Origin of the sequence: Catellatospora methionotrophica (genome assembly GCF_011297335.1) — a bacterium.
GTDB lineage: Bacteria > Actinomycetota > Actinomycetes > Mycobacteriales > Micromonosporaceae > Catellatospora > Catellatospora methionotrophica.
This window is the reverse complement of record NZ_JAAOTJ010000001.1, coordinates 993,101-1,011,776: the sequence shown is the minus strand read 5'-3', so window position 1 is coordinate 1,011,776 and position 18,676 is coordinate 993,101. Positions and strand designations below refer to the sequence as shown.

At 69.1% G+C, this 18,676-nt stretch carries 20 protein-coding genes; 7 read left to right on the top strand and 13 right to left on the bottom strand.

Annotated elements, in window-relative coordinates; translation table 11 throughout:
* The first annotated feature begins 212 nt into the window (after positions 1 to 212).
* Positions 213 to 1,004 (top strand): hypothetical protein, encoded by a 792-nt coding sequence (locus tag HAV40_RS04370; protein WP_166379178.1) that lies wholly within the window; start codon positions 213 to 215, stop codon positions 1,002 to 1,004.
* A 346-nt stretch (positions 1,005 to 1,350) separates the two neighbouring features.
* Here the strand turns inward: HAV40_RS04370 and HAV40_RS04365 are convergent, their stop codons facing one another.
* Positions 1,351 to 1,845, bottom strand: a complete 495-nt coding sequence (locus HAV40_RS04365; RefSeq protein WP_166379176.1) for a hypothetical protein — start codon at positions 1,843 to 1,845, stop codon at positions 1,351 to 1,353.
* 750 nt (positions 1,846 to 2,595) lie between these two features.
* On the opposite strand from HAV40_RS04365, the gene HAV40_RS37905 reads away from it, so the two are divergent.
* The 4 genes from HAV40_RS37905 (at position 2,596) to HAV40_RS04345 (ending at position 5,836) form a co-directional block, all read left to right on the top strand.
* Positions 2,596 to 3,654, top strand: a complete 1,059-nt coding sequence (locus tag HAV40_RS37905; RefSeq protein ID WP_239086719.1) for a helix-turn-helix domain-containing protein — start codon at positions 2,596 to 2,598, stop codon at positions 3,652 to 3,654.
* Between the two features lie 242 nt (positions 3,655 to 3,896).
* Positions 3,897 to 4,364 carry a hypothetical protein gene (locus HAV40_RS04355; RefSeq protein ID WP_166379174.1) on the top strand — a complete coding sequence of 156 codons (468 nt, stop codon included), beginning with the start codon at positions 3,897 to 3,899 and terminating at the stop codon, positions 4,362 to 4,364.
* 552 nt (positions 4,365 to 4,916) lie between these two features.
* Positions 4,917 to 5,702, top strand: a complete 786-nt coding sequence (locus HAV40_RS04350) for a hypothetical protein (RefSeq protein WP_166379172.1) — start codon at positions 4,917 to 4,919, stop codon at positions 5,700 to 5,702.
* Positions 5,651 to 5,836 (top strand): hypothetical protein, encoded by a 186-nt coding sequence (locus HAV40_RS04345; protein ID WP_166379170.1) that lies wholly within the window; start codon positions 5,651 to 5,653, stop codon positions 5,834 to 5,836. The genes HAV40_RS04350 and HAV40_RS04345 overlap by 52 nt, the downstream gene beginning before the upstream one ends.
* Positions 5,837 to 5,901: 65 nt before the next feature.
* On the opposite strand, the gene HAV40_RS04340 is transcribed toward HAV40_RS04345, so the two are convergent.
* Positions 5,902 to 6,159 (bottom strand): transcriptional regulator, encoded by a 258-nt coding sequence (locus tag HAV40_RS04340; RefSeq protein ID WP_166379168.1) that lies wholly within the window; start codon positions 6,157 to 6,159, stop codon positions 5,902 to 5,904.
* 88 nt (positions 6,160 to 6,247) lie between these two features.
* On the opposite strand from HAV40_RS04340, the gene HAV40_RS04335 reads away from it, so the two are divergent.
* Entirely contained in the window at positions 6,248 to 6,898 is a 651-nt protein-coding gene (locus HAV40_RS04335; RefSeq protein WP_166379166.1) for a hypothetical protein, read from the top strand.
* Between the two features lie 26 nt (positions 6,899 to 6,924).
* On the opposite strand, the gene HAV40_RS04330 is transcribed toward HAV40_RS04335, so the two are convergent.
* The 8 genes from HAV40_RS04330 to HAV40_RS04295 form a co-directional block, all read right to left on the bottom strand.
* Positions 6,925 to 7,674: a hypothetical protein gene (locus HAV40_RS04330; protein ID WP_166379164.1), complete on the bottom strand. Its 750-nt coding sequence runs from the start codon at positions 7,672 to 7,674 to the stop codon at positions 6,925 to 6,927.
* A 29-nt stretch (positions 7,675 to 7,703) separates the two neighbouring features.
* Positions 7,704 to 8,024 carry a hypothetical protein gene (locus HAV40_RS04325; RefSeq protein WP_166379162.1) on the bottom strand — a complete coding sequence of 107 codons (321 nt, stop codon included), beginning with the start codon at positions 8,022 to 8,024 and terminating at the stop codon, positions 7,704 to 7,706.
* 31 nt (positions 8,025 to 8,055) lie between these two features.
* Complete coding sequence (locus HAV40_RS04320; protein ID WP_166379160.1) at positions 8,056 to 8,709, bottom strand: hypothetical protein; 654 nt, start codon at positions 8,707 to 8,709, stop codon at positions 8,056 to 8,058.
* A gap of 328 nt (positions 8,710 to 9,037) precedes the next feature.
* Entirely contained in the window at positions 9,038 to 9,448 is a 411-nt protein-coding gene (locus HAV40_RS04315; protein WP_166379158.1) for a hypothetical protein, read from the bottom strand.
* A gap of 149 nt (positions 9,449 to 9,597) precedes the next feature.
* Positions 9,598 to 10,119: a hypothetical protein gene (locus HAV40_RS04310; protein WP_166379156.1), complete on the bottom strand. Its 522-nt coding sequence runs from the start codon at positions 10,117 to 10,119 to the stop codon at positions 9,598 to 9,600.
* A gap of 66 nt (positions 10,120 to 10,185) precedes the next feature.
* Complete coding sequence (locus HAV40_RS04305; RefSeq protein WP_166379154.1) at positions 10,186 to 10,803, bottom strand: hypothetical protein; 618 nt, start codon at positions 10,801 to 10,803, stop codon at positions 10,186 to 10,188.
* A 131-nt stretch (positions 10,804 to 10,934) separates the two neighbouring features.
* Positions 10,935 to 11,783 (bottom strand): acetyltransferase, encoded by an 849-nt coding sequence (locus HAV40_RS04300; protein ID WP_166379152.1) that lies wholly within the window; start codon positions 11,781 to 11,783, stop codon positions 10,935 to 10,937.
* Positions 11,780 to 13,441, bottom strand: coding sequence for a fatty acyl-AMP ligase (locus HAV40_RS04295; protein WP_166379150.1), 1,662 nt, complete (start codon positions 13,439 to 13,441; stop codon positions 11,780 to 11,782). Before HAV40_RS04295 ends, HAV40_RS04300 begins: the two co-directional genes overlap by 4 nt.
* A gap of 147 nt (positions 13,442 to 13,588) precedes the next feature.
* On the opposite strand from HAV40_RS04295, the gene HAV40_RS04290 reads away from it, so the two are divergent.
* Entirely contained in the window at positions 13,589 to 16,438 is a 2,850-nt protein-coding gene (locus tag HAV40_RS04290) for an AfsR/SARP family transcriptional regulator (protein ID WP_166379148.1), read from the top strand.
* Here the strand turns inward: HAV40_RS04290 and HAV40_RS39065 are convergent.
* The 3 genes from HAV40_RS39065 to HAV40_RS04280 form a co-directional block, all read right to left on the bottom strand.
* On the bottom strand, positions 16,330 to 16,842 hold the full coding sequence (locus HAV40_RS39065) for a MauE/DoxX family redox-associated membrane protein (protein ID WP_338076409.1): 513 nt from the start codon (positions 16,840 to 16,842) through the stop codon (positions 16,330 to 16,332). The two genes, HAV40_RS04290 and HAV40_RS39065, sit on opposite strands and share 109 nt — an antisense overlap.
* A gap of 147 nt (positions 16,843 to 16,989) precedes the next feature.
* Positions 16,990 to 17,103, bottom strand: a complete 114-nt coding sequence (locus HAV40_RS38290) for a hypothetical protein (protein ID WP_239086722.1) — start codon at positions 17,101 to 17,103, stop codon at positions 16,990 to 16,992.
* Between the two features lie 321 nt (positions 17,104 to 17,424).
* Positions 17,425 to 18,564, bottom strand: a complete 1,140-nt coding sequence (locus tag HAV40_RS04280; RefSeq protein ID WP_166379144.1) for an epoxide hydrolase family protein — start codon at positions 18,562 to 18,564, stop codon at positions 17,425 to 17,427.
* Positions 18,565 to 18,676 lie beyond the last annotated feature (112 nt).

The following is an 18,676-nucleotide window of genomic DNA, read 5'->3' as shown; positions in this document are numbered from 1 at the left end:
GCGCAAGATCATAAGCGGTCCTGCGAACCTTTTCGCAGGCGGCGATGAACGTGATCTGGCGTGGATAGACCCGCAGCGCGCTGCGGCAGATCCATGGTGTGGTGAGATCGCCAGTCGGCGAGACCCCGAACCCGTCTGACGCGTGAGACGCGCGCTGGTCGGGCGCGGTAACGACGTCGCACGAGGTCGCGTCGGCGCGGTAGGGTGCCGGCGTGGTTGAAAGGGAAGACGAGCGCCGCGCGCGGGAGATCGTCGCAGCAGCGCTGGGCGTGCGGGTCGTGCGCCACGATGACGGATCCGCGCCCTCGCAGGTGGATGCGCTCATCATGTACGCAGAGGGTCCGGCGCCGCTGGAAGTCATCGGCGATCACGACGACGCCTTCAACCGCGTCTGGCGCGCGATCGAGAAGTATGGCAAGGATCTGCATGTGGAGGGGCTTCGGTCCCGGTGGGTGGTGACCGTAACAGCGAACGCCCATATCAAGGGGCTGGTCCGCGCCTTGCCTGCTCGCTTGCTCGCCGCGCAGGATGAGCCGGGGGCTGATGCGGGATGGCGCCGCCCGCGGCTGCCGGAGATGCTGGACGATCTGGACCTGAACGGGGCCTACCCCTGTGCGGGCGAGCCTGTCGGGCAGGTCAGGTTGCGCCACCCGGGCTGGTCGGGGACGGCCGGCGCCGATGCGATCTCGCTGTGGATCGGGCAGGTGCTGGCGCGCCAGGCGGACGTCCCGGTCAAACTGGCCGCGCACCCGTCCACGCAAAAGCATGCGTTCCTCTGGGCCACCATCGGATCGGACTACGGAACACAGCTCGATCTCGAAGATCGCGGCCAACCTCTACCGACGTCAGCCCCTGTCCTACCCCCAGGGGTAACCCATATCTGGGTCGCCGGGACGATGAGTTCGCAAGGATGCCTGGCCTGGTTTCCCGACCGGGGGTGGTGGCGCGTGCCGATGCCCGCCTTCTCGACCTGCGACTCGACCACCGACGCCAGCGCGGTCTGACGCGAAGCCGCTGTGGGGCGGAACGCCCCCGTTCCCATCAAGGTCATGCGCGTATGGCTCTCGCATGCTCATACAGAGTGATGCAATATGCGGATCGTCATTGCGCGACAAGATTGACAGCTGGCTGCCCCGTCCATGGTCTACGAGGAGCCGGTTAGCGCGTCTTGAGGGGTTGTCACGGGCCACGTCCGGTCCGGTCGTCGTATGGCTGTGTCACCGCGGGCGTACGCGGCGATGCCGGTGGGCAAGTTAGCCCAGAGCTCAGCCCTCCATTCCCGGCCGGATCTCGTGACGATGAGCGGCCATTCCACCAGCCGTGCATCGGCACGCCGACCGTGGTGATGACCTAGATGTCGACGAAGGCGCGCAGCGCGTCCAGCGTCGCCAGTACAGCCTTGCGCTTCCCGTGGCCTTCGATGCGGACGGCGCCGTGCCCATCGAGCTGCGCCCCGGGCAGCTCATCGACGGCATCGTGCAGTGCGCTACGTGTCAGCAGCCAGCTGAGTTCTGTGCGGAAGTCGGTTCGTTCGAACGTCGTGCCGAAGGCCGCCCCAGCGAGTTGCGCGGAGTAGCCGCTCAGCGCGTGGGCTGGGGCGTTGGCGAGCCATTCACGCCATTCGGTGTACTCCTGGCGCAGCTCTTCGAAGCCTTCGCGGAGAGCAGGGTCGGAAACGTCATGCAGGGCGATGCCGCGGTGCAGGGCGAGCAGGCCGACGGTGGCGAGCGCTGCGTGTTCCTCGGTGATGGACGGGTCCGTCTCGGTGGTCCAGAGCTTGACGAGCGCCTCGTGGACCAGGGGCATCCATTCGTCGGCCGTGGGCCATACTCCGGCCGCGGCCATGATGAGGGTGATGCGGGTTGCGGCGAGAACCGCCGGAAGCGGCCAGTCTGCCGCCGAGTCCAGCAGACGTTGGGTGATGCGGTGCAGTTGGCGTCGCCGGGCGGCGTCGAGCCGAAGGTCGCTACGGCGGGTTTCCTCCGCCGGTTCTTCGCTGTCGGTGTCGTCGCACCGTCCGGGTCGTGGTCCGACGATGCACCAGGGCCCGGGCCACCTGCGCGTTGCCCGAGGCTGAGGCCGAGGGTCAGCCCGGCGAGAACCGGACCGACAGCGTCGGTGACGGATTTTCTGGTCTGGTGGCGGCTCTCGGCGCCGCCGTGCGGGGCCTGAACAGGTTCCGGCCAGACCGTGGCGAGGTGTTCCAACGCCCTGTACAGGGCATTCAGCTGTGCAGGGTCGGTGATGACGTCGGCCAGTGGAGATTGTTCCAGTGGTGAAGGCCGTTGAATGCGGCTTTGGGCGGCGTCGATGTCGGTGACGGTGGCGGTGGCGGTGACCTGTCCGGCCGGGCCAACCCATTGCGATTTGTCCGGGCACGTCTTTGTGAGTGTTCGAGGAGTTCGAGCCGCCGACGTCCGCGGCGATGTGGGAGCCGCGCTGAGCTGGTAGAGGCTGCCTGTCCCGTCGGGATGCCTCGCGAGTTTGCGGGATTTGATCTAGATATCGACTGGTGTAAGATTATTGAACGGTCCCCGGTGGCTTGTGGCACACGGGGATCTTGGCATGTCCGACGGGGGCCGGGGGTACTGAAAGTTGTCCAGCAACGGCAATGGGCACTACGAGACCGACGACGCCCGGCAACTGCTGGCCAGGGAACTGCGCCGACTGCAGGTGCAGTCGGGGATGAGCCTGCGTGAGCTTGCCCGGCAGACGCTCAGCAGCGACTCGGCATTGTCGCGATACCTCGCCGGCCAGGTGGTGCCGCCGTGGCCGGTCACCGAGGCGCTGTCCGTGACCGGCAAGGGCGACCTGGACTCGCTGCGGGTGCTGTGGGAGCAGGCGCGCAGCGCCCGGCTCGACGACCGGCTGCGGCCCGCTCCTTCCCCGCCGACAGTCGCTGAGCATCCGGGAGCTGGCCCGGACCTCGGGCCGGACGCCACGACGGCGTCTCCGACGCCTGTCGCGCCCGCCACCGTTGCGGGCACGGACTGCGACGCGGATGGCTGGCGGCAGCCGATGATGATGCGCAGGTCCGTAGCGGCATGGGTGGCGATGGCGTCGGTCGGGGTCGGCCTGCTGATCGGACGGCTGACCTGGGGCGCCGACCCGCCGGACGAGGTCATGGACGGCCCCGTTCTTCAGTCCGCCACCGCACGGCCCACGCCGGCGCGGGGCGTCCCGCCGACCATTCCCTCCGCGCAACCGTCCAGGTCGGCGTCCCAGAACGGCGCGTCGCCGGCACCGTCCGCCAGCGCCCGGCCCGGCGCTGTGGGCACGACAGAAGTGGCCCCCTCGACGCAACGGCGCCTGCTGGCCGGCGGCACCGGCGAGTGCCTGGCCGCGGACTATCTCGCCGTGTACATGATCTCGTGCGCGGACGCGCCGGCAAAGGCCCAGACCTGGCTGCTCATGCCGCTCGGCAACGCCCAGTACAAGATCCAGGCAGCCATCGGGCGATGCCTCGCGAACCTGGACTCGCACACGGTCCGCACCGTCGACTGCAGCGGCGGCGACCCGGGCATGATCTGGATCTGGGACTCGAACTCCCGGCTCTGGAACGTCCACACCGGCCACAGCTTGGTGGCGGACCTCGCGCACAACGTCTACCTACATCCCGATGAGGCCCCCGGCCAGTTCTGGACGTTGCGCTAATCTCGAACGGCCACGCTGCCCCGGGAGCGCCCCGCAACCGTCCCGCCGCGCCGGAGATCACCGCCAGCGCGTGCCGCCAGCGCGCCCCGGGAATGCCCCACAACCGTCCCGCAGCCTTGTCCTGCACCGCTGACGTGGCCAAACATCGAGACATCGAGGTGGCCCGAAGCCGGCCGGCGCCACCCTCGGTCGATGCTCGTCAAGCGATGAAAGGAACTTGAATCTTGTTCAAGCGATCGATTGTGTTGGTTTTCGCGCTGATCACGGCGGTGGGCGGCAGCCTGCTGGCGACCTCTCCGGCGGCGGCCGCCCCGGGATCCGTCAGCGAGTCGTCCGCCGTCGCGGCAGCCAGCCCGCTGCTCAAGTCGACGGTCACCAACAACTGCGTGGCCACCGACTACAACGGCAACGTCTCGATGGTCAGCTGCCCGACCGCCGACGCCGGCGGCCAATACTGGCAGCGGGTGTGGACCGGCACAGCCACCTTCAGGTTGCAGTCGGTGCTCGGCACCTGCCTGGCTAACCTGAACTGGACGCAGGTTTACACCGGCCCCTGCGGCAGCGCCGGGACCACCTGGCAGCGAATTAACGGCCAGCTGTACAACGTCCACACCGCCCGCTGGCTGGCCACGGACTTCTCCAACCAGATCTACCTCACCACCAATGGCACTGGACAGATCTGGGACGTCTCGAACCTGCCGAACCTCTGACCGGTCCCGGCTCCCACCTTCTCCGGAAGGTGGGAGCCACCAGCCGTGCGGGCACCAGCTGCTCGCTACGGCCGCCGGTGAGTAAGCTTTGGTGGCCGCCGACGGAAGGTCTGACCGCGACCGGCGCTGCGACCGGCGTCGCATCGTTAAACCAACTGGATTGACGTGGACAGTGTCGGACCCAGTTGGGTATTGGTTCGTGTCGATCCCGAGACAAACCATTTACCAACATGCAGGTCACTGCTTCGCGGTATGTATGTGTCGGTGGCCGAGTTGAACCTCCACCCCGGCCAGTGATGCCTCTTGAGGAAATGGCGCGGACGCTGACCACGCTCGCGCCGCCCCAGGCCGCGTGACTACACCTGTCACCTGTTGGTGCAGCAGACCCAACGCCATGAGTAGTGGGTAGAACTCGGCACCGATGCATACTCGGCCGGGTGGGTCGCCTGGACGGGATCAGAAGTTCGGCCGAGCTTATCCCGAAAGCCTGTTAGAACCGGTCGGAGCCGCTGGCCGTTTGCCTGGGCCCGCCGCACCCACCAGGATGGGTGGGTGCGTTGGTGGCTCGCAGGAATCGGGACGTTCGGATTTCTTCTGCTCGTCTTCTTCCTAACCCGGCAGGGTCGCAGTCAGGCGGATGAGTGGATGAGCATCCTCGGTGGCCTGGCCGGAGTCGCCGGCACGGCGGTGCTGATCGGACAGCTGGTGCTGCATGCGCACGGCCGGCCCCGATTACAGGCCCGGCGCGAGGTCCTGCGGCGGTGCGCCCTCCACCTATCCAAGGGGGACCTGCCCCGGGTCCGCGACGTGCGCCCGGCCCAGCTCGGGGTAAAGGCGGCCATCGGTTCCACCGGGCCGACCGCCCGGAACGCCCTTCCCTACCTCGAACGCGAGGTGGACAAGGAGCTGGACTGGTTGGTGGCCGGCGGCGGCGTGGTGCTGGTGCACGGCCGTGCCGCGGCGGGCAAGACCCGTACTGCCTATGAGGCGATTAACCGCCTGCGGCCAGAGCACGGGCTGCTGGTTCCGGAGTCAGGCCGGGCGCTCCGAGAACTGGCCGATTCCAGGGAGGAACTGCGGAACGTCGTCGTCTGGCTCGACGACCTTGAGCGTTACCTGACGCCGCAGGGGCTCGACCGCAGCGTGCTGGAGCGGCTGTGCCCGCCAGGCCGTTCCGATGTCGTCGTTCTTGCCACATGCGAGGCGAGGAACTCGACCGGCTGCACTGGCGACCGGCCGATCCGGACAGCGTGCCGGCCGCCGAGGTGTTCTGGACTGGTATCGCTGTGCTCGAACGCATCCCGGAGGACCGGCGCGTCCGCATCGATCAATATCTGAGCGCGGCGGAGCAGCGGCTCGCCCGGCGGAGCGACGACGACCGGATCGTGCGGCGGCTCATCGACCGGATTTCCGCGGTGGTGCCCGGCGCAGCGCTGTCGGGCCTGCACATGGGTGCTGTTGCATGTCGCTGAACCGAGGCCGGGGCGCACCGTGTCGTTGCGCTGTCCCTACACGGCGCTGTCATCGCCGAGGTGGGTTACGGCGTTCGCTGTCGCATGAACGCGTACACCTGCCTGCCGGTCATCTCGGAGACGTTGATCAGGTCCCAGCCGAACCGGTCGAGGATCTCGACGGCGGCGAGCAGTTGGGTGATGCCTTCGCCTGCGGCCATGAGCTGGGACACGATCGCGAGGTGCCGGTGCGGGTAGGGGCGTAGGTCGGCTTTGTTCTCGAGGATGGTCCGCGCGCTGATCATGCGCCGGTGGGCGATCAGTTCGGGGGTCTCGTTCGACATAGGGGGACCCTACACACGGCTTCAGTCACGTGTCCCTACTCGACGGTAGGGGAGCGTCGCATTGACTGAACCAGCTAGGTTGCCGGGCGTGGTCTCCTACCCCGCGCATCGTGCGTCTCGAGCAGCCGTGTCCGGGTCCCTGGTCCTCGCGCTGGCGACCGCAGCGTGCACGAGCCGGCCCGAGTCGACGGTCACGCCCCCGTCCGTAGTCCCCTCGCCATCGGTACCGGCAATCTCGAGTCACGCAACGCCGAAGTATGAGGCCGGCACGGTCGGCCTGTGCGCCAAGACCGACCTCGCGCCGCTGGTCGACCTGTCCCTGAAGGTCGTGCGCAAGGATCCGACGCCGCCGACATCAGGTCCGGGCGAGGCGTGCCTGTTCGAGATGACCACGCCCGACGGGCATATTGCCAGTCTGCGGGTCGAGGCGGTGGCGCTGGCTTCGGCTGGTGATGCTGAACGGCTCTACCGGGCGGAGCGGGCGGTCACCCGGATGATCTCGGACGGGTCAGTGGCGGGGGTGGGGGAGCAGGCGGAGGCGTTCGCGATCCAGTCGGAGCCGGGTTTCAAGTATGCCGAGTACAAGATCCACGTCAGGGATGCGAACCTCGTTCTGGAGGTGTGGCTGGCCGTGGGCGGCAACGTCTTCACGCCGAAGGCCACCCTGGCCGCCGCGACGAGAGCCGTGGTCGACTCCGCCTTCGCCACTGTGTCCCGGGCCTGGGTGGCACGATCCTGAGCGCGGCCGGGTAGGCGTGCGGGGTGTCATCCCCGGACGGCTTCGGGCCACCTGCCGCCCGGCAGCTTCGAATGGTCGCCGACCTGTGTGGCCAGGTCTCGGACGTTGCCGAGCGCGTCGATGAACCGCTCGCCGATGCTGAGCAGGTTGTTCAGGCCGTCCTCGACGAGGTCGCCTGCCGATTCGGCGAGCGTGTCGACGGCCCAGGGGATGTCGATGACGGTCGTCGCGTCGACTGCTGCCTGGGTGAGCTTGCCGGCCAGACCGGTGACGATCTTCGCGAGTTCGACGGCGTAGTCGACGTTCGCCTGGGCGATCTTGAACAGCCATTGGCTGATGAACTCGGCCTTGGCGACCGTCTCGTCGACGGCGGCCTTCTGCTTGGCGGCCTTGTCCCGGTAGGAGCTGGCTGCGTCGCCGCTCCATTTGGCGAGGTTCTCGTTGCGGGGTTCGGTCGTCGCGAACGACAGCTCCGAGACGGGGCCCTTGACGTGGTGCACCCACTTGAAGCTGGTCGTGATCAGTGAAAGGACCGGCAGTTCGTGGTCGAACGCGTACCGGACCCGGTCGAGGATCTTCTCAAGTCCGTCCCTGACCGCATCGAGGTTATTCTTGATCCACCACAGGGCGGCCCCGCCGAGCAGCCAGGCCCAGTCCTTGACCTGCTCGACGATCTTGTAGAACTCGTCGATCGCCTTCTTGACGCCGGTGCGGATCTCCGCGAAAGCCTTGAGGTACGGCTCTCTGTACTCGATGTCGGAGCTGGGTGGTGCCATGCCGAAGTCCTTCCCGGGCCGCGTCAGCCTCAGGCGCTGTAGATCTGGTTGAGGTCAAGGGAGGCGAACGCGTCAGCCTTGTCGTACTCCTTGGCGATCTTCACCAACGCGCCGGCGACCTGGTCGAACTCGACCGCCGCACCACTGAGCACCGTGACCATGAACTCCTGGAAGTCGTTATAGGCCTGGGAGTGCACGAGGGCGTTCATGTCGCCTATGAAGAACGCCGTCACACCCAGGCCCAACCCGTCGGCGGCGTTCCTGACCGGTGCCACCTGATCGGACAGGTCCCGCCATTTCGCGGCCTCGTCCAACAGGGCGTCGGTGACGACAGTTACCTCTGCACCCACGACTCGACTCCCTTCTCACCCGTGGCGGCGGTCATGGCTGGTCGCCGGACTGCGCCGCGCGGAATATGGCAAGAGCCGCGGCGCGCAGCTGTTGCGAGTCGGCTCCACGGATACGGCGCGTATCGCCGCTGATGGCCGTGACGTGGCCCGCGCGGCACGTCGCCGTCAGATAGCCGTGCGGACTGGCAACCTTGCGCTCAACCTCGACTGCAGACGTTTGACGCTCAAGCCGGTGCAAGGTGTCGTCGACTTCGCGCAGGTCGGCCCAGACCGATGCGAGCCATTCGCGGGAATCGACCGAGGGCTCGGCAATCGCCCCGCCGCCTGCAGCCGGACGACCGCTGTCGTCGTTCTGCTCGGACTCGGCGAACTTGCGCAGCGCCACCGTGTTGATCGCCTGCATGAGGGCGGCCCTGTATGCCTGGAACAGCTGGCCCGCGAAGGCATCAGCCTCGATCTTGGTGCTCCAATCGCGGCTGACCTGGACGTCGTCGACCTGGCCCCGTGCGTTGGTGGTGACCTGGATCGAGCCCCCCGCAGCCTCGCCGACCGACCGACCCACCGTGCCGAGCGCCGCACCAGCAGCCCGCACCTCGGAGCAAGCGCGCTCGCGCAGCTCGTGCTCGCCGCCCAGGAAGTCCAGGCTGGCCAGGGCCAGATCGTTGCCGGCTCCGTGCGGTGACAAGTCACGCTCCCGAAGTGGTGGCTGACAGGACGAGTCCCACGGCGGTCCTGTGAGGTTGGCGCCGCGTTGTCGCGTGGTACTCAGGACTGCGGAAGAATACCGCAACGTCGATGCCTCGTGGGGACCCGGCGAAACGTAGAAGCGGGCACCTACGCGCTTGACGGGGTCGTCGGTTCGAATCCGGCCAGCCCGACAGCGAAATAGTTTCTGCTGGTCACGGACCACGGAGACGCTCCTTTGCGGTCCGGGGTCGTCGGTCAAAGGCAAATACACCGGTGATCGACGATCTCAGCCGACTCCACCGGGCATCCGCCGTCTACATCGACTGCTACGAGGCTCTCGGCGACGCTTCGTGATCCCCAGCACCCCGGTCCGGGTCCTGCACGCGCCCACGGTCCGGGGTGCCGAGTCGCTCCCGGCGCTGCAATCGCTGTTCGAGGGACGGCACGAAACCCCAGTGTGGTTCAGCACTGACCGCAGTCGGCTCCCGCGCCAACCCAAGTCGGTGGCCAAGCAGCCCGAGGGGTGGCCCCACCGCTGTCAGCGGTGGGGCCACCCCTCGGGCCGGATGAAATGCCTGCGACAGGGACGCCGCAGCCCGGCGCAGGACCTCGTTCTCCTGCGCCAGTAGTTTCAGCCGCTTGCGCGCCTCGCGGAGCTCTGCGGACACGGTGCCGGTCACGCCTGGTTCGGTGCCGGCGTCGACGTCGGCGGCGGGCATCCATTTGAACAGCGTCATCGGGTGGATGCCGAAGTCGTCGGCGATCTGCTCGACGGGCCTGCTGCACGAATAGGTGACAACCGAGATGGCTTGCCCTGCGGGCAGGCTGGAAGCGTATCTTGACCGGGGTCCATAGGGCCGCGATCCATGGTCTCGACCGGCGGCGGTCAGATCTTCCAGATCGCGTGGACGAGGTTGCCGGTCATGAGTTGGAGGTATCCGCCTCGCGCCGACGTCGCCGGGAGGTCGAAGAAGAACCGGCCGCCGCTGCGCTGCCCGGTCGTGGTCAGTGGAACCGACGGCAGGGCCGGGCCAGACATGTCGGTGTTGGTCTTGGCCTTGTAGAACGCACGCGCCGTATCGAGGAAGCGGAAGTTCTCCGGCCCGCCGGTGATCGGGTCGCCGGCCTTGTCGAGCAGGATCGCGACCGTGACGACGAGCCGCACCCGGTCCGGTGAGAGCGCCGAGACCTCGGCGGCGGTGACGGTGATGGTGGCGTGGCCGTCGCCTCGGAGGTCGGCGCCGAAGGACTCGCCGACACCGAGTACAGGCACGGGGATGTCGACCTCCGCCGACTCGCGGATCACGGGCTTGGGCGTCACCGACGCGTCGGGCTGGACGGCCGGGGTGCAGCCGCCGATCGCGAGCGTGAGCAAGACGGCGGCGAGGCGGGCGGGCGAGGCGGTCATCGGTCGTCAGCTCCAGACGGTCGAGAGACGGGGCGCACCCGGTGCGGGGCGCGCCCCGGTGGTCCACTACGAGGGGTCGGCCCAGCCGGCGATCGGCGTGCCGTAGCTCAGGTTGTGCTTGTACACCTGGTTGTTGAAGTTGCCGGAGACCACCTTCGGTGAGCCGTTGACCCAGCCGACGAAAGTGCCGACGTGATCGGAGTCGACGAAGGGGTCGCCCGAGCTGTTGTAGGTCACTGCGGCGCCAGGGATGATCCCGGCCGTGCCCGGGTGCCACCGGCCGTAGGTACGCGCCCAGCGGGCCGTCGTGCCGGCCTCGGAGTCGAGCCGCTGCCAGTCGTACACACCGGCGTTCTTCCAGACGACCTTGATGAAGTCGGCGCACCAGGCCTGGCAGGGCTTGTTCCACAGCGAGGAGTAGTAGTTGCAGTTGGAGCCCATCGGGGTCTCCATCGTGCGATCGCTGTTGAGTTCCTGGTAGGCCATCTCGACGACCTTGTCGCCCCTGGCGGAGTTGAGGCCGGTACGGGGGACGACCACATTCGCGGCGCCAGCGGCGATCTGCGGTTCGCTGGTCTCGGTGTCCGGGGCGGCGAAGGCGGGTGCGCTGGTCGCCAGGGCGGTGAGCACCCCTGCCGCGGCCATGGCCATCACCGCGCGGTGGCGGTTACAGTTGAGATTCATCGAATCTCCTTCCTGCGCCGCTCCGATGAAGCGACGCTTGTGGATGGGGGAGGGCCCTGCCCGGTGGGTCGCGGTTGGCCGCTGCACCTAGCGGGGCCGACTCCGGTCGCCGCGCCAACGGCGGCCGGAGGTCAGGAAGCCGCGGGCTCGCGACCGGCGGGGTAGATCGCGCAGATGTACTTGTCCCAGAGGCGCCCGGCGTAGTAGTCGTGATCGCGAAGGACCCCCTCGACCTGAAAGAGGCTGCCCTGGCCGCTCTGCACCTGCGGCCAGTTCATCCCCGGCACCTCCATGTAGATCTTGTGCAGGGGGAACGTGTGGAAGAGATGCCGGACGAACAGCGAGACGGCCTGGGCCGGCAGTCCGGTGCCCGCGCTGCTCGGGTGGAACACCGCCCCGATGTAGGTATGCCGCAGGCTCAGCTCGTCGCCGTAGGCCACCACGTGCCCGACCGGTGTGTCGTCGGCGACCCGGCGCACCACGTACTGCAGGAGCACCTGGTTCCACAGCTCCGCCCGGAACCGCTCCAACTGCGGGATCGATCCCCGGTAGCGCCAGCGGAAACCGGTCTCCGGTTCGACGGCGAGGGCGTAGAGGAATCCCAGGTCTTCGCCGACGATCGGGGTCAGCCGCAGCGCCCGGGTCTCCAGCACCGGCACGAGCGGGTCGTGAGGTGGTGCCGCCCGCAGGTGCTCGGGTATCCCGGGCAGCCCGCCGATCCGCAGCCGCGGCCCCTCGCCGCGGCTGTCCAGCCGCGACAGCAGGTCGCCCACGGTCGCGGGGAGCAGTTCCTCGGCGATGACCGGCACGCCGCGCGTCTCCAGCCAGGTGAGCACGCGCATCATCGTCAGGCTGTCCAGGGCCAGGCCGTCGCGCAGTGACGCGCGGTCCGGCACGGCGGTGAGGTCCACGTCGAGCAGGGCCGCGAGGTCGGCGCGGGCTCGCTCGCGCGGCGGGGCGGCCGCGATGTCCGTCGTCATCGGAGGCTCCGATCTGGTGAGGGTGAGGTGCCGTCGGTGAGTTCGCCGGCGAGATAGCGGCGCCGGGTCTCCGAGCGGCGCAGTTTGCCGGAGGATGTCTTGGGCAGACGGCCGGGGCGGACCATCACCACCTCGGCGGGGGCGAGGCCGGTCTCGCCCGCGACGGCGACCGTGACCGCGCGGCGTAGTGACTCGATGTCGGTGTTCCGCGACTCGACCGCGACGACGAGCCGGTCACCTCGGTCGGCGGGGATGGCGAAGGCCGCCGCACCGCCGGGGCGTACGCCGGGCACCCCGGTCGCCACCGCCTCGACGTCTTGCGGGTAGACGTTGCGCCCGGCTGCGAAGAGCACGTCCTTGACCCGGCCGCAGATGACCAGCTCGCCGTCGGCGAAGTAACCGAGATCGCCGGTGCGCAGCCAGCCGCCGGTCCTTCTCGGCTCGCCCCAGTAGCCGCTGACGACTGATCGTCCGCTCACCTCGACCTCGCCGACGGTGCGTGCGGGAACCGACTGCCCGGTTCCCGGGTCGACGATCCGCAGCGAGGTTCCCGGCACGGCATTGCCGAGCCGGACCAGCCTCCGGGTCGCCCGACCGGTGCAGGCGGGCAGCGCCACGCCGTCGCGTTCCAGCGTCTCCCGGTCGACCTCGTCCACGGTGACGCCCCTGCCGATCTGGGCGAAGGTCACCGCCAGAGTCGATTCGGCGAGCCCGTAGGCGCCGACGACGGCACCGGGATCCAGCCCGTGCCGCGCCGCGGCGTCGGCGAAGCGGGACATCGTGGGCGCGTCGATGGGCTCCCCGCCGGAGAAGAGGAGGCGCACCGAGCTCAGGTCGGTGCCGGTTTCGCCTTCCAGCAGCTGCGCCATCAGCCCGAACGCGAAGTTGGGTGCCCCGGTGCTCGTGGCGCGGTGCCGGGAGAGCCGTTCCAACCAGCTCGCCGGCCGCATGGCGAAGGTGATGGGGGACTGCAGCACCAGCGGGCAGCCGCGCGACATCGGCAGCGCCAGGAAGCCGATCAGGCCCATGTCGTGGTAGAGCGGCAGCCAGCTCAGCCAGCAAGCGGTCGCGGGGTCGAGAGAATCGCGGCCCAGCGCCGCCTCGATCGCGTCGAGGTTGGCGGCGAGGTTCCCATGCGTCACCGGCACCCCGCGCGGAGTGCTCGTCGAACCCGACGTGTACTGCAGCACCGCCAGCGCGTTCGGCCCGGGGTGGACGACCTCGCCGGGCAGGGCGGGCGTCGCGGTCAGCGTCTGCAGGGACCGCACCGCCACGGCGGGCCGCAGTTCGTCGGCGAGCCAGGTCAGGTCGTCGTCCACGATGACCAGGTCGAAGGCTGCGTCCGCGGTGACGGCGCGCAGGTGAGCCAGGTGCGTGCGGCGTCCGGTAAGGCCGGGGACCGGCAGCACGGTGAAGGCGGCCCCGCGCAGCCAGATCGCCTGCATCGCCGTGATCAGGCCGATGCTCGTGTCGCCGAGCAGGCCTACCCGGCTGCCGGGACCGATGTGGTGGGCGGCCAGCGTGGTGGCGAGCCGGTGGGCCCGGTCGTGCAGCCGCGCCCAGGGCAGGCTGGTGTCGGGCCGGGATCCGATCCCCGCCACCGTCACGGTGCCGCCACGGCCGGCCGCCGTGGCGATCGCGTCCATCACCGTCTTCATGGCAGGCAGCATGGCCGGGGCGTTTCATCGAAACCGCACGGTTTTCTTCACTGGCAATTCACCCGCACCAGCGGCTACACCTAGTTCAATGAATCCATTATCATGAATGTCCTGCGGAAGCGCTCGGCGCACCACCGTGGAGGACCAGTGAGATACCGGATTCTTGGCGCACTGCGTGTCCTGGGCCAGGACGGGCAGCCGTGCACACTCGACCGACGACAGAGCCGGATCCTGGCCGTACTGCTGCTGGCACCCAACCAGCTCGTGGGCCGCGACTACCTCATCGACGCGGTCTGGGACACCGCCCCGCCCGCCACCGCACCCCGGCAACTGCAGAACTGCATCTCCGCCCTGCGCCAACGGCTGCCCGGCGCCGGCAACTGGAAACACGTCATCGCGGCGGAACCGGCCGGCTACCGCATCCACCTCGATCCCGGACAGCTCGACGCGCAGGTCTTCGAGGCGGGCGTCGCCGAGGCCCAACAACAACAGGCGGTCGGCAGGATCGCCGACGCGGCGGCGAAGCTCCGCGACGCTCTGGCGCTGTGGCAGGGCCCGGCGCTGGCCGGACTCGCCGGCCGCGCCATCGAGGCCGGCAGCGCCCGCCTCAACGAGCGGCGACTCACCATCGTGGAGGACTGCCTCGACCTCGAACTGCGCCAGGGCCGCCACCATCAGGTGGTCTCGGAACTGATCGAGCTCGTCGCAGAGAACCCCCTCCGGGAGATCATGGTCGGCCTGCTGATGCGCGCCCTGCACGGATCCGGTCGGCAGAGCGACGCCCTGCGCGCCTACGACCTGCTGCGACGGCGCCTTCATGACGAACTGGGCCTAGACCCCGGCCCGCAACTGCAGGACCTGCACGCGAACATCCTGCGCAACACCGTGCCCACCGCACCGCCCCCGACCAGCCCCGTCGTCGCGGCGGCGCCGGCCGGGCCGACCGCCCTGCGGCAGCTGCCCGCCCCGGTGCGGCACTTCGTCGGCCGCGACGCCGCCCTCACCACGCTCGACCGCCTCGTCGACGCCACCGGCCAGGACGCGGTGGTCATCGCGGTGATCCACGGCACCGGCGGCATCGGCAAGACCGCACTGGCCGTGCGGTGGGCGCACCGGGCAGCCCTCGGGTTTCCCGACGGCCAGCTGTTCGTCAACCTGCGCGGGTTCGACCCGACCCGCGAGCCGGTCACCACGGCCGAGGCCATCCGCGGCTTCCTCGACGCCTTCGCGATCCCGCCCGACCAGATTCCGATCGGTCTCGACGCCCAGGCCAGCCTCTACCGCAGCCTGGTCGCCGAACGCCGCATGCTGATCGTGCTCGACAACGCCCGCCACGTCGACCAGGTCCGACCCCTGCTTCCCGGCAGCAGCGGCTGCCTCGTCGTCGTCACCAGCCGCAACCAGCTCACCGGCCTCGTCGCGGTCGAAGGCGCACACCCGATCACGCTCGACCTGCTCAGCACCGACGAAGCGAGCCGTCTACTCGCCGGACACCTCGGCCCGGCCAGGATCGCGGCCGAACCAGGCCCGGTGAGCGAACTCGTCACCCGCTGCGCCCTGCTGCCACTGGCCCTGGCGATCATCGCGGCCCGAGCAGCCGCACACCCCACCTTCCCGCTCGCCACCTTCTCAGCCGAACTCGCCGACGCCCAGCGGCGCCTCGACGCGGTCGACGGCGGCGACCAGTTCAGTCAGGTCCGCTCCGTCTTCTCCTGGTCCTACCAGCGGCTGCCGACACGGGCCGCTGCCCTCTTTCGCCTGCTCGGACTCCATCGAGGCCCGGACATCACGGTGCCCGCCGCGGCAAGCCTCGCCGGGATCCCGGCCGGGCAGGCCCGGCAACTGCTCACCGACCTGTCCCGAGCACACCTCGTCAGCGAGCACGCCACCGGGCGATACGCCTTCCATGACCTGCTCAGCGCCTACGCCATGGAACAGGCCGAGGCGCATGACACCGCCGGCGACCGCCGGCTCGCCGTCCGCCGGCTGCTCACCTACGACCTGCGCGCGGCTGCGGCAGCCGACGCGCTGGTGGCGCCGCATCGCCGGCGTACCCCCGGATGGGGTGAGGAGGCGACGGCGGGTGAGGTGCCGGCGTTTGTCGACCACGACGAAGCGCTCGCCTGGTTCGAGGTCGAGCGGGGCAACCTCGTCGCTGCGGTCCGGCTCGGCTGGGAACACCGCGAGTACGAGATCGGATGGCGTCTGGCCAACCTGCTCTGGGGCCTGTTCCACCTGGAGAAGCACTGGGACGACTGGATCGCCACCCACACGATCGGGCTCGCCTGCGCTCGGGGCTGTGGCGACCGCCGGGCCGAGTTCACGATGCTGAGCAGCCTCGGCACTGCCTATCGCGAACGGCAGCGGTTCGCCGAGGCGACCCGCTGCCACCAGCAGGCCCTGGAACTCAGCCGGGAGACCGGCGACCGGCACGGCGAGGCCCAGGCCCTCAACGGGCTCGGTGCGGTCTGCGGCGACCAGCGCGATATCGCACAGTCGCGGCGCTACCTGCTGGCGTCGCTGGCGATCCGTCGCCAGGTCGGCGACCGCTGGGGTGAAGCGATCACCGTCTGCAACCTGGGCGAGGAGGACCTGCAAGCCGGTGACCTGGAGTCCGCCCGCAAGCTATTCCTCACGGCACTGGCGATCCGCCGCGAGATCGGGGACCGCTGGGGCGAGGCGACCGCGCTCAGCTACCTCGGCCAGGTATGTCAGGCCGCCGGCGACCACGCCGAGGCCGCCCGGTCGCTCACCGAGGCGCTCGTCATCCACCGAGAGCTGCGTGCCTACTCGATGGAGGCGCTGGACCTTCACCACCTCGGCGTCGCATGCCGCAGCCTCGGCGAGGGCGCGCGCAGCGAGCAGGCACTGCGGGAGGCCCTGGCGATCTATCGCCGGCTCGGCATGGCCGACGCCGCAGAGGTCGAACTGCTCCTCGCCGCCGACGGCCGTGCCCCGTCGTCGGCGCTGCCGACCCTGGACATACTCGGTAGCTGAGCGGGCGGTCGCGACGAACCCCGGGTCCCGCCGGACGTGGAGCCGTCCACCTGGAGTCCAGGCTGGCGGCTTCGGCGTGCCCGAGAAGAGTGAGAGGCAATACGTCCACTGGACTCTGCCCGATCGGCAGCGCACCGCCGCTGCTGAAGCAGCCGCAGTCGATGGACGATCCGCGCCCACGCCGAGGAGATCCCGGCGACGACCACGACAATCATGATCGGCGTCACGGCCGCGGCGAGCCGTCTCGCCAACCCGGCCAGCAGCCGGATCCCGACGGCGACCGCGAGCATCGGCGTCACCGCACCGACGACCTGCGCCACGTCCCACGGCATCAGCTCGTAGGCGTTGACCGCCCGCGCCGCCGCCTGCGAGTCACCGACCTTGACCAGGCCCGCCACCGACATCGCCCGGCCAGGGCCAGGCGTGCCGCGGTCGAGCACCAGGCTGCCATCGTGCCATCCACGGCCTACGATCGCTGAGGGCATGCCGGTTTTCACGCGTTTGCGGGGCGGCGCGCCTTTCGGCGTGCCGCCCCACAGGGCACCGTACGTTCAGGCGGTGATCTTCTCACGGAACGTTCGCCGACACCCGTTCGTCGGGCAGACCAGCCGACGCACCGTCGCCGCGATCGTCACCCGGCGCGCATCGACGCAGACGTCGTTCACGGTCCGCTCGTGATAGTCGTGCACACGCCCACTGGCTGCGCCGCAGTCCGGGCAAGGCAACGCATGGGCTCTCGTGAGTGCCCGGATCCTGATCCACGCGCCTATGTCGACGACCTCTTCCAGGACCAGCGGCGCCAACCCGGCGAACACCGCCCTGACAACTTGATCATCTTCACACCCGAGCGAGTATCCAACATAGATGTTCGCTACCGACCGTCACCACCGAATGTGCACCTGACCCGTTTTTTGTACATTCCCGTGTGGCGGTGCTGCGGAGGCGGACCACACGGGCTCCGCCACCGCTGCCAGTGGATCCGACGCTCAGCGGAGGGCGCGGAAGAATTCCCGGATGTCGGAGGCCACCAGCTCCGGCTCCAGATGAGCGGCATAGTGCCCGCCGGGAGCGTCGTACAAGCGCCACTGTGTGATGTTCTTGTGGTCGCGCTCGGCGAAACGCCGGACGCCCGTGAAGTCGCCTCTGAAACCGGCCACGCCCAAGGGGTACGTGCTCGGCTCAGCGGGCGCGTGGTCGGCGTCTGCGTCCTCGTGGTAGAAGCGGATCGACGAACCGGCGGTGTTGGTGAGCCAGTAGATGGCGGCGTTGGTCACCACGAAGTCGTCGTCCAGGCGCGTGCCGCCCATCGCTTCGTCGTCCATCAGCTGCAGGTTCCAGCCGAGCAGGCCGGCCGGTGAGTCGGCCAGCGCGTGGGCGAGGGTCTGCGGCTGCTGCGAGTGGAGCTGATTGAACGAGAACTTCGCGGCCATGAACCATTGCAGCTGCTGCATCTGGTCCATGTCTTGATCGGACATGTCGGCGAATTCGGCAGCGTCCCCGGAGGGGAAGGAGAACACCTGCATGACGTGTACGCCGACGACCCGCTCACCGGCATGGGCGGCCAGCCGCGGCGAGATCATCGAGCCGGCGTCGTTGCCGTGCGCTCCGTAGCGCTCGTATCCCAGGCGCGACATCAGCTCCGACCAGGCCGCGGCCGTGCGTTCGGTGCCCCAGCCGGTGTCGGTGGCCGGGCCGGAGAAGCCGAAACCCGGCAGGGACGGGATCACCAGGTGGAACGCATCCGCCGCGTCGCCACCGTGCGCGATCGGATCGGTGAGCGAGCCGATCAGGTCCAGGAACTCCACGACTGATCCAGGCCAGCCGTGGGTGAGGATCAGCGGCATCGCCGCCGGCTCAGCCGAGCGTACGTGCAGGAAGTGGATGTTCTGCCCGTTGATAGCGGTGGTGAACTGGGGATACTGGTTGATCCGCGCCTCCTGGGCGCGCCAGTCGAAGCCGGAGCGCCAATGGTCCACGAGCCGGCGCACCTCGTCCAGACCCACCCCGTAGCCGGGTCCGGGCGCGGGATCGGTCCACCTCGTCCGGTCCAGGCGGGCCCGCAGGTCGGCGAGATCGGCCTCGGGAATGTCGATCCGGTACGGCCGGATCTCCGCGTTGTTCGTCATGATCCGATCCTGCGCCGTGTCAGGTGCCGGCGGCAGTGCACGAGCGCACCGGCCCCTGGCGCACAGTGCCGCCCATCATGTTGACAGGTGCGGGCCGGACGTATGCAATATG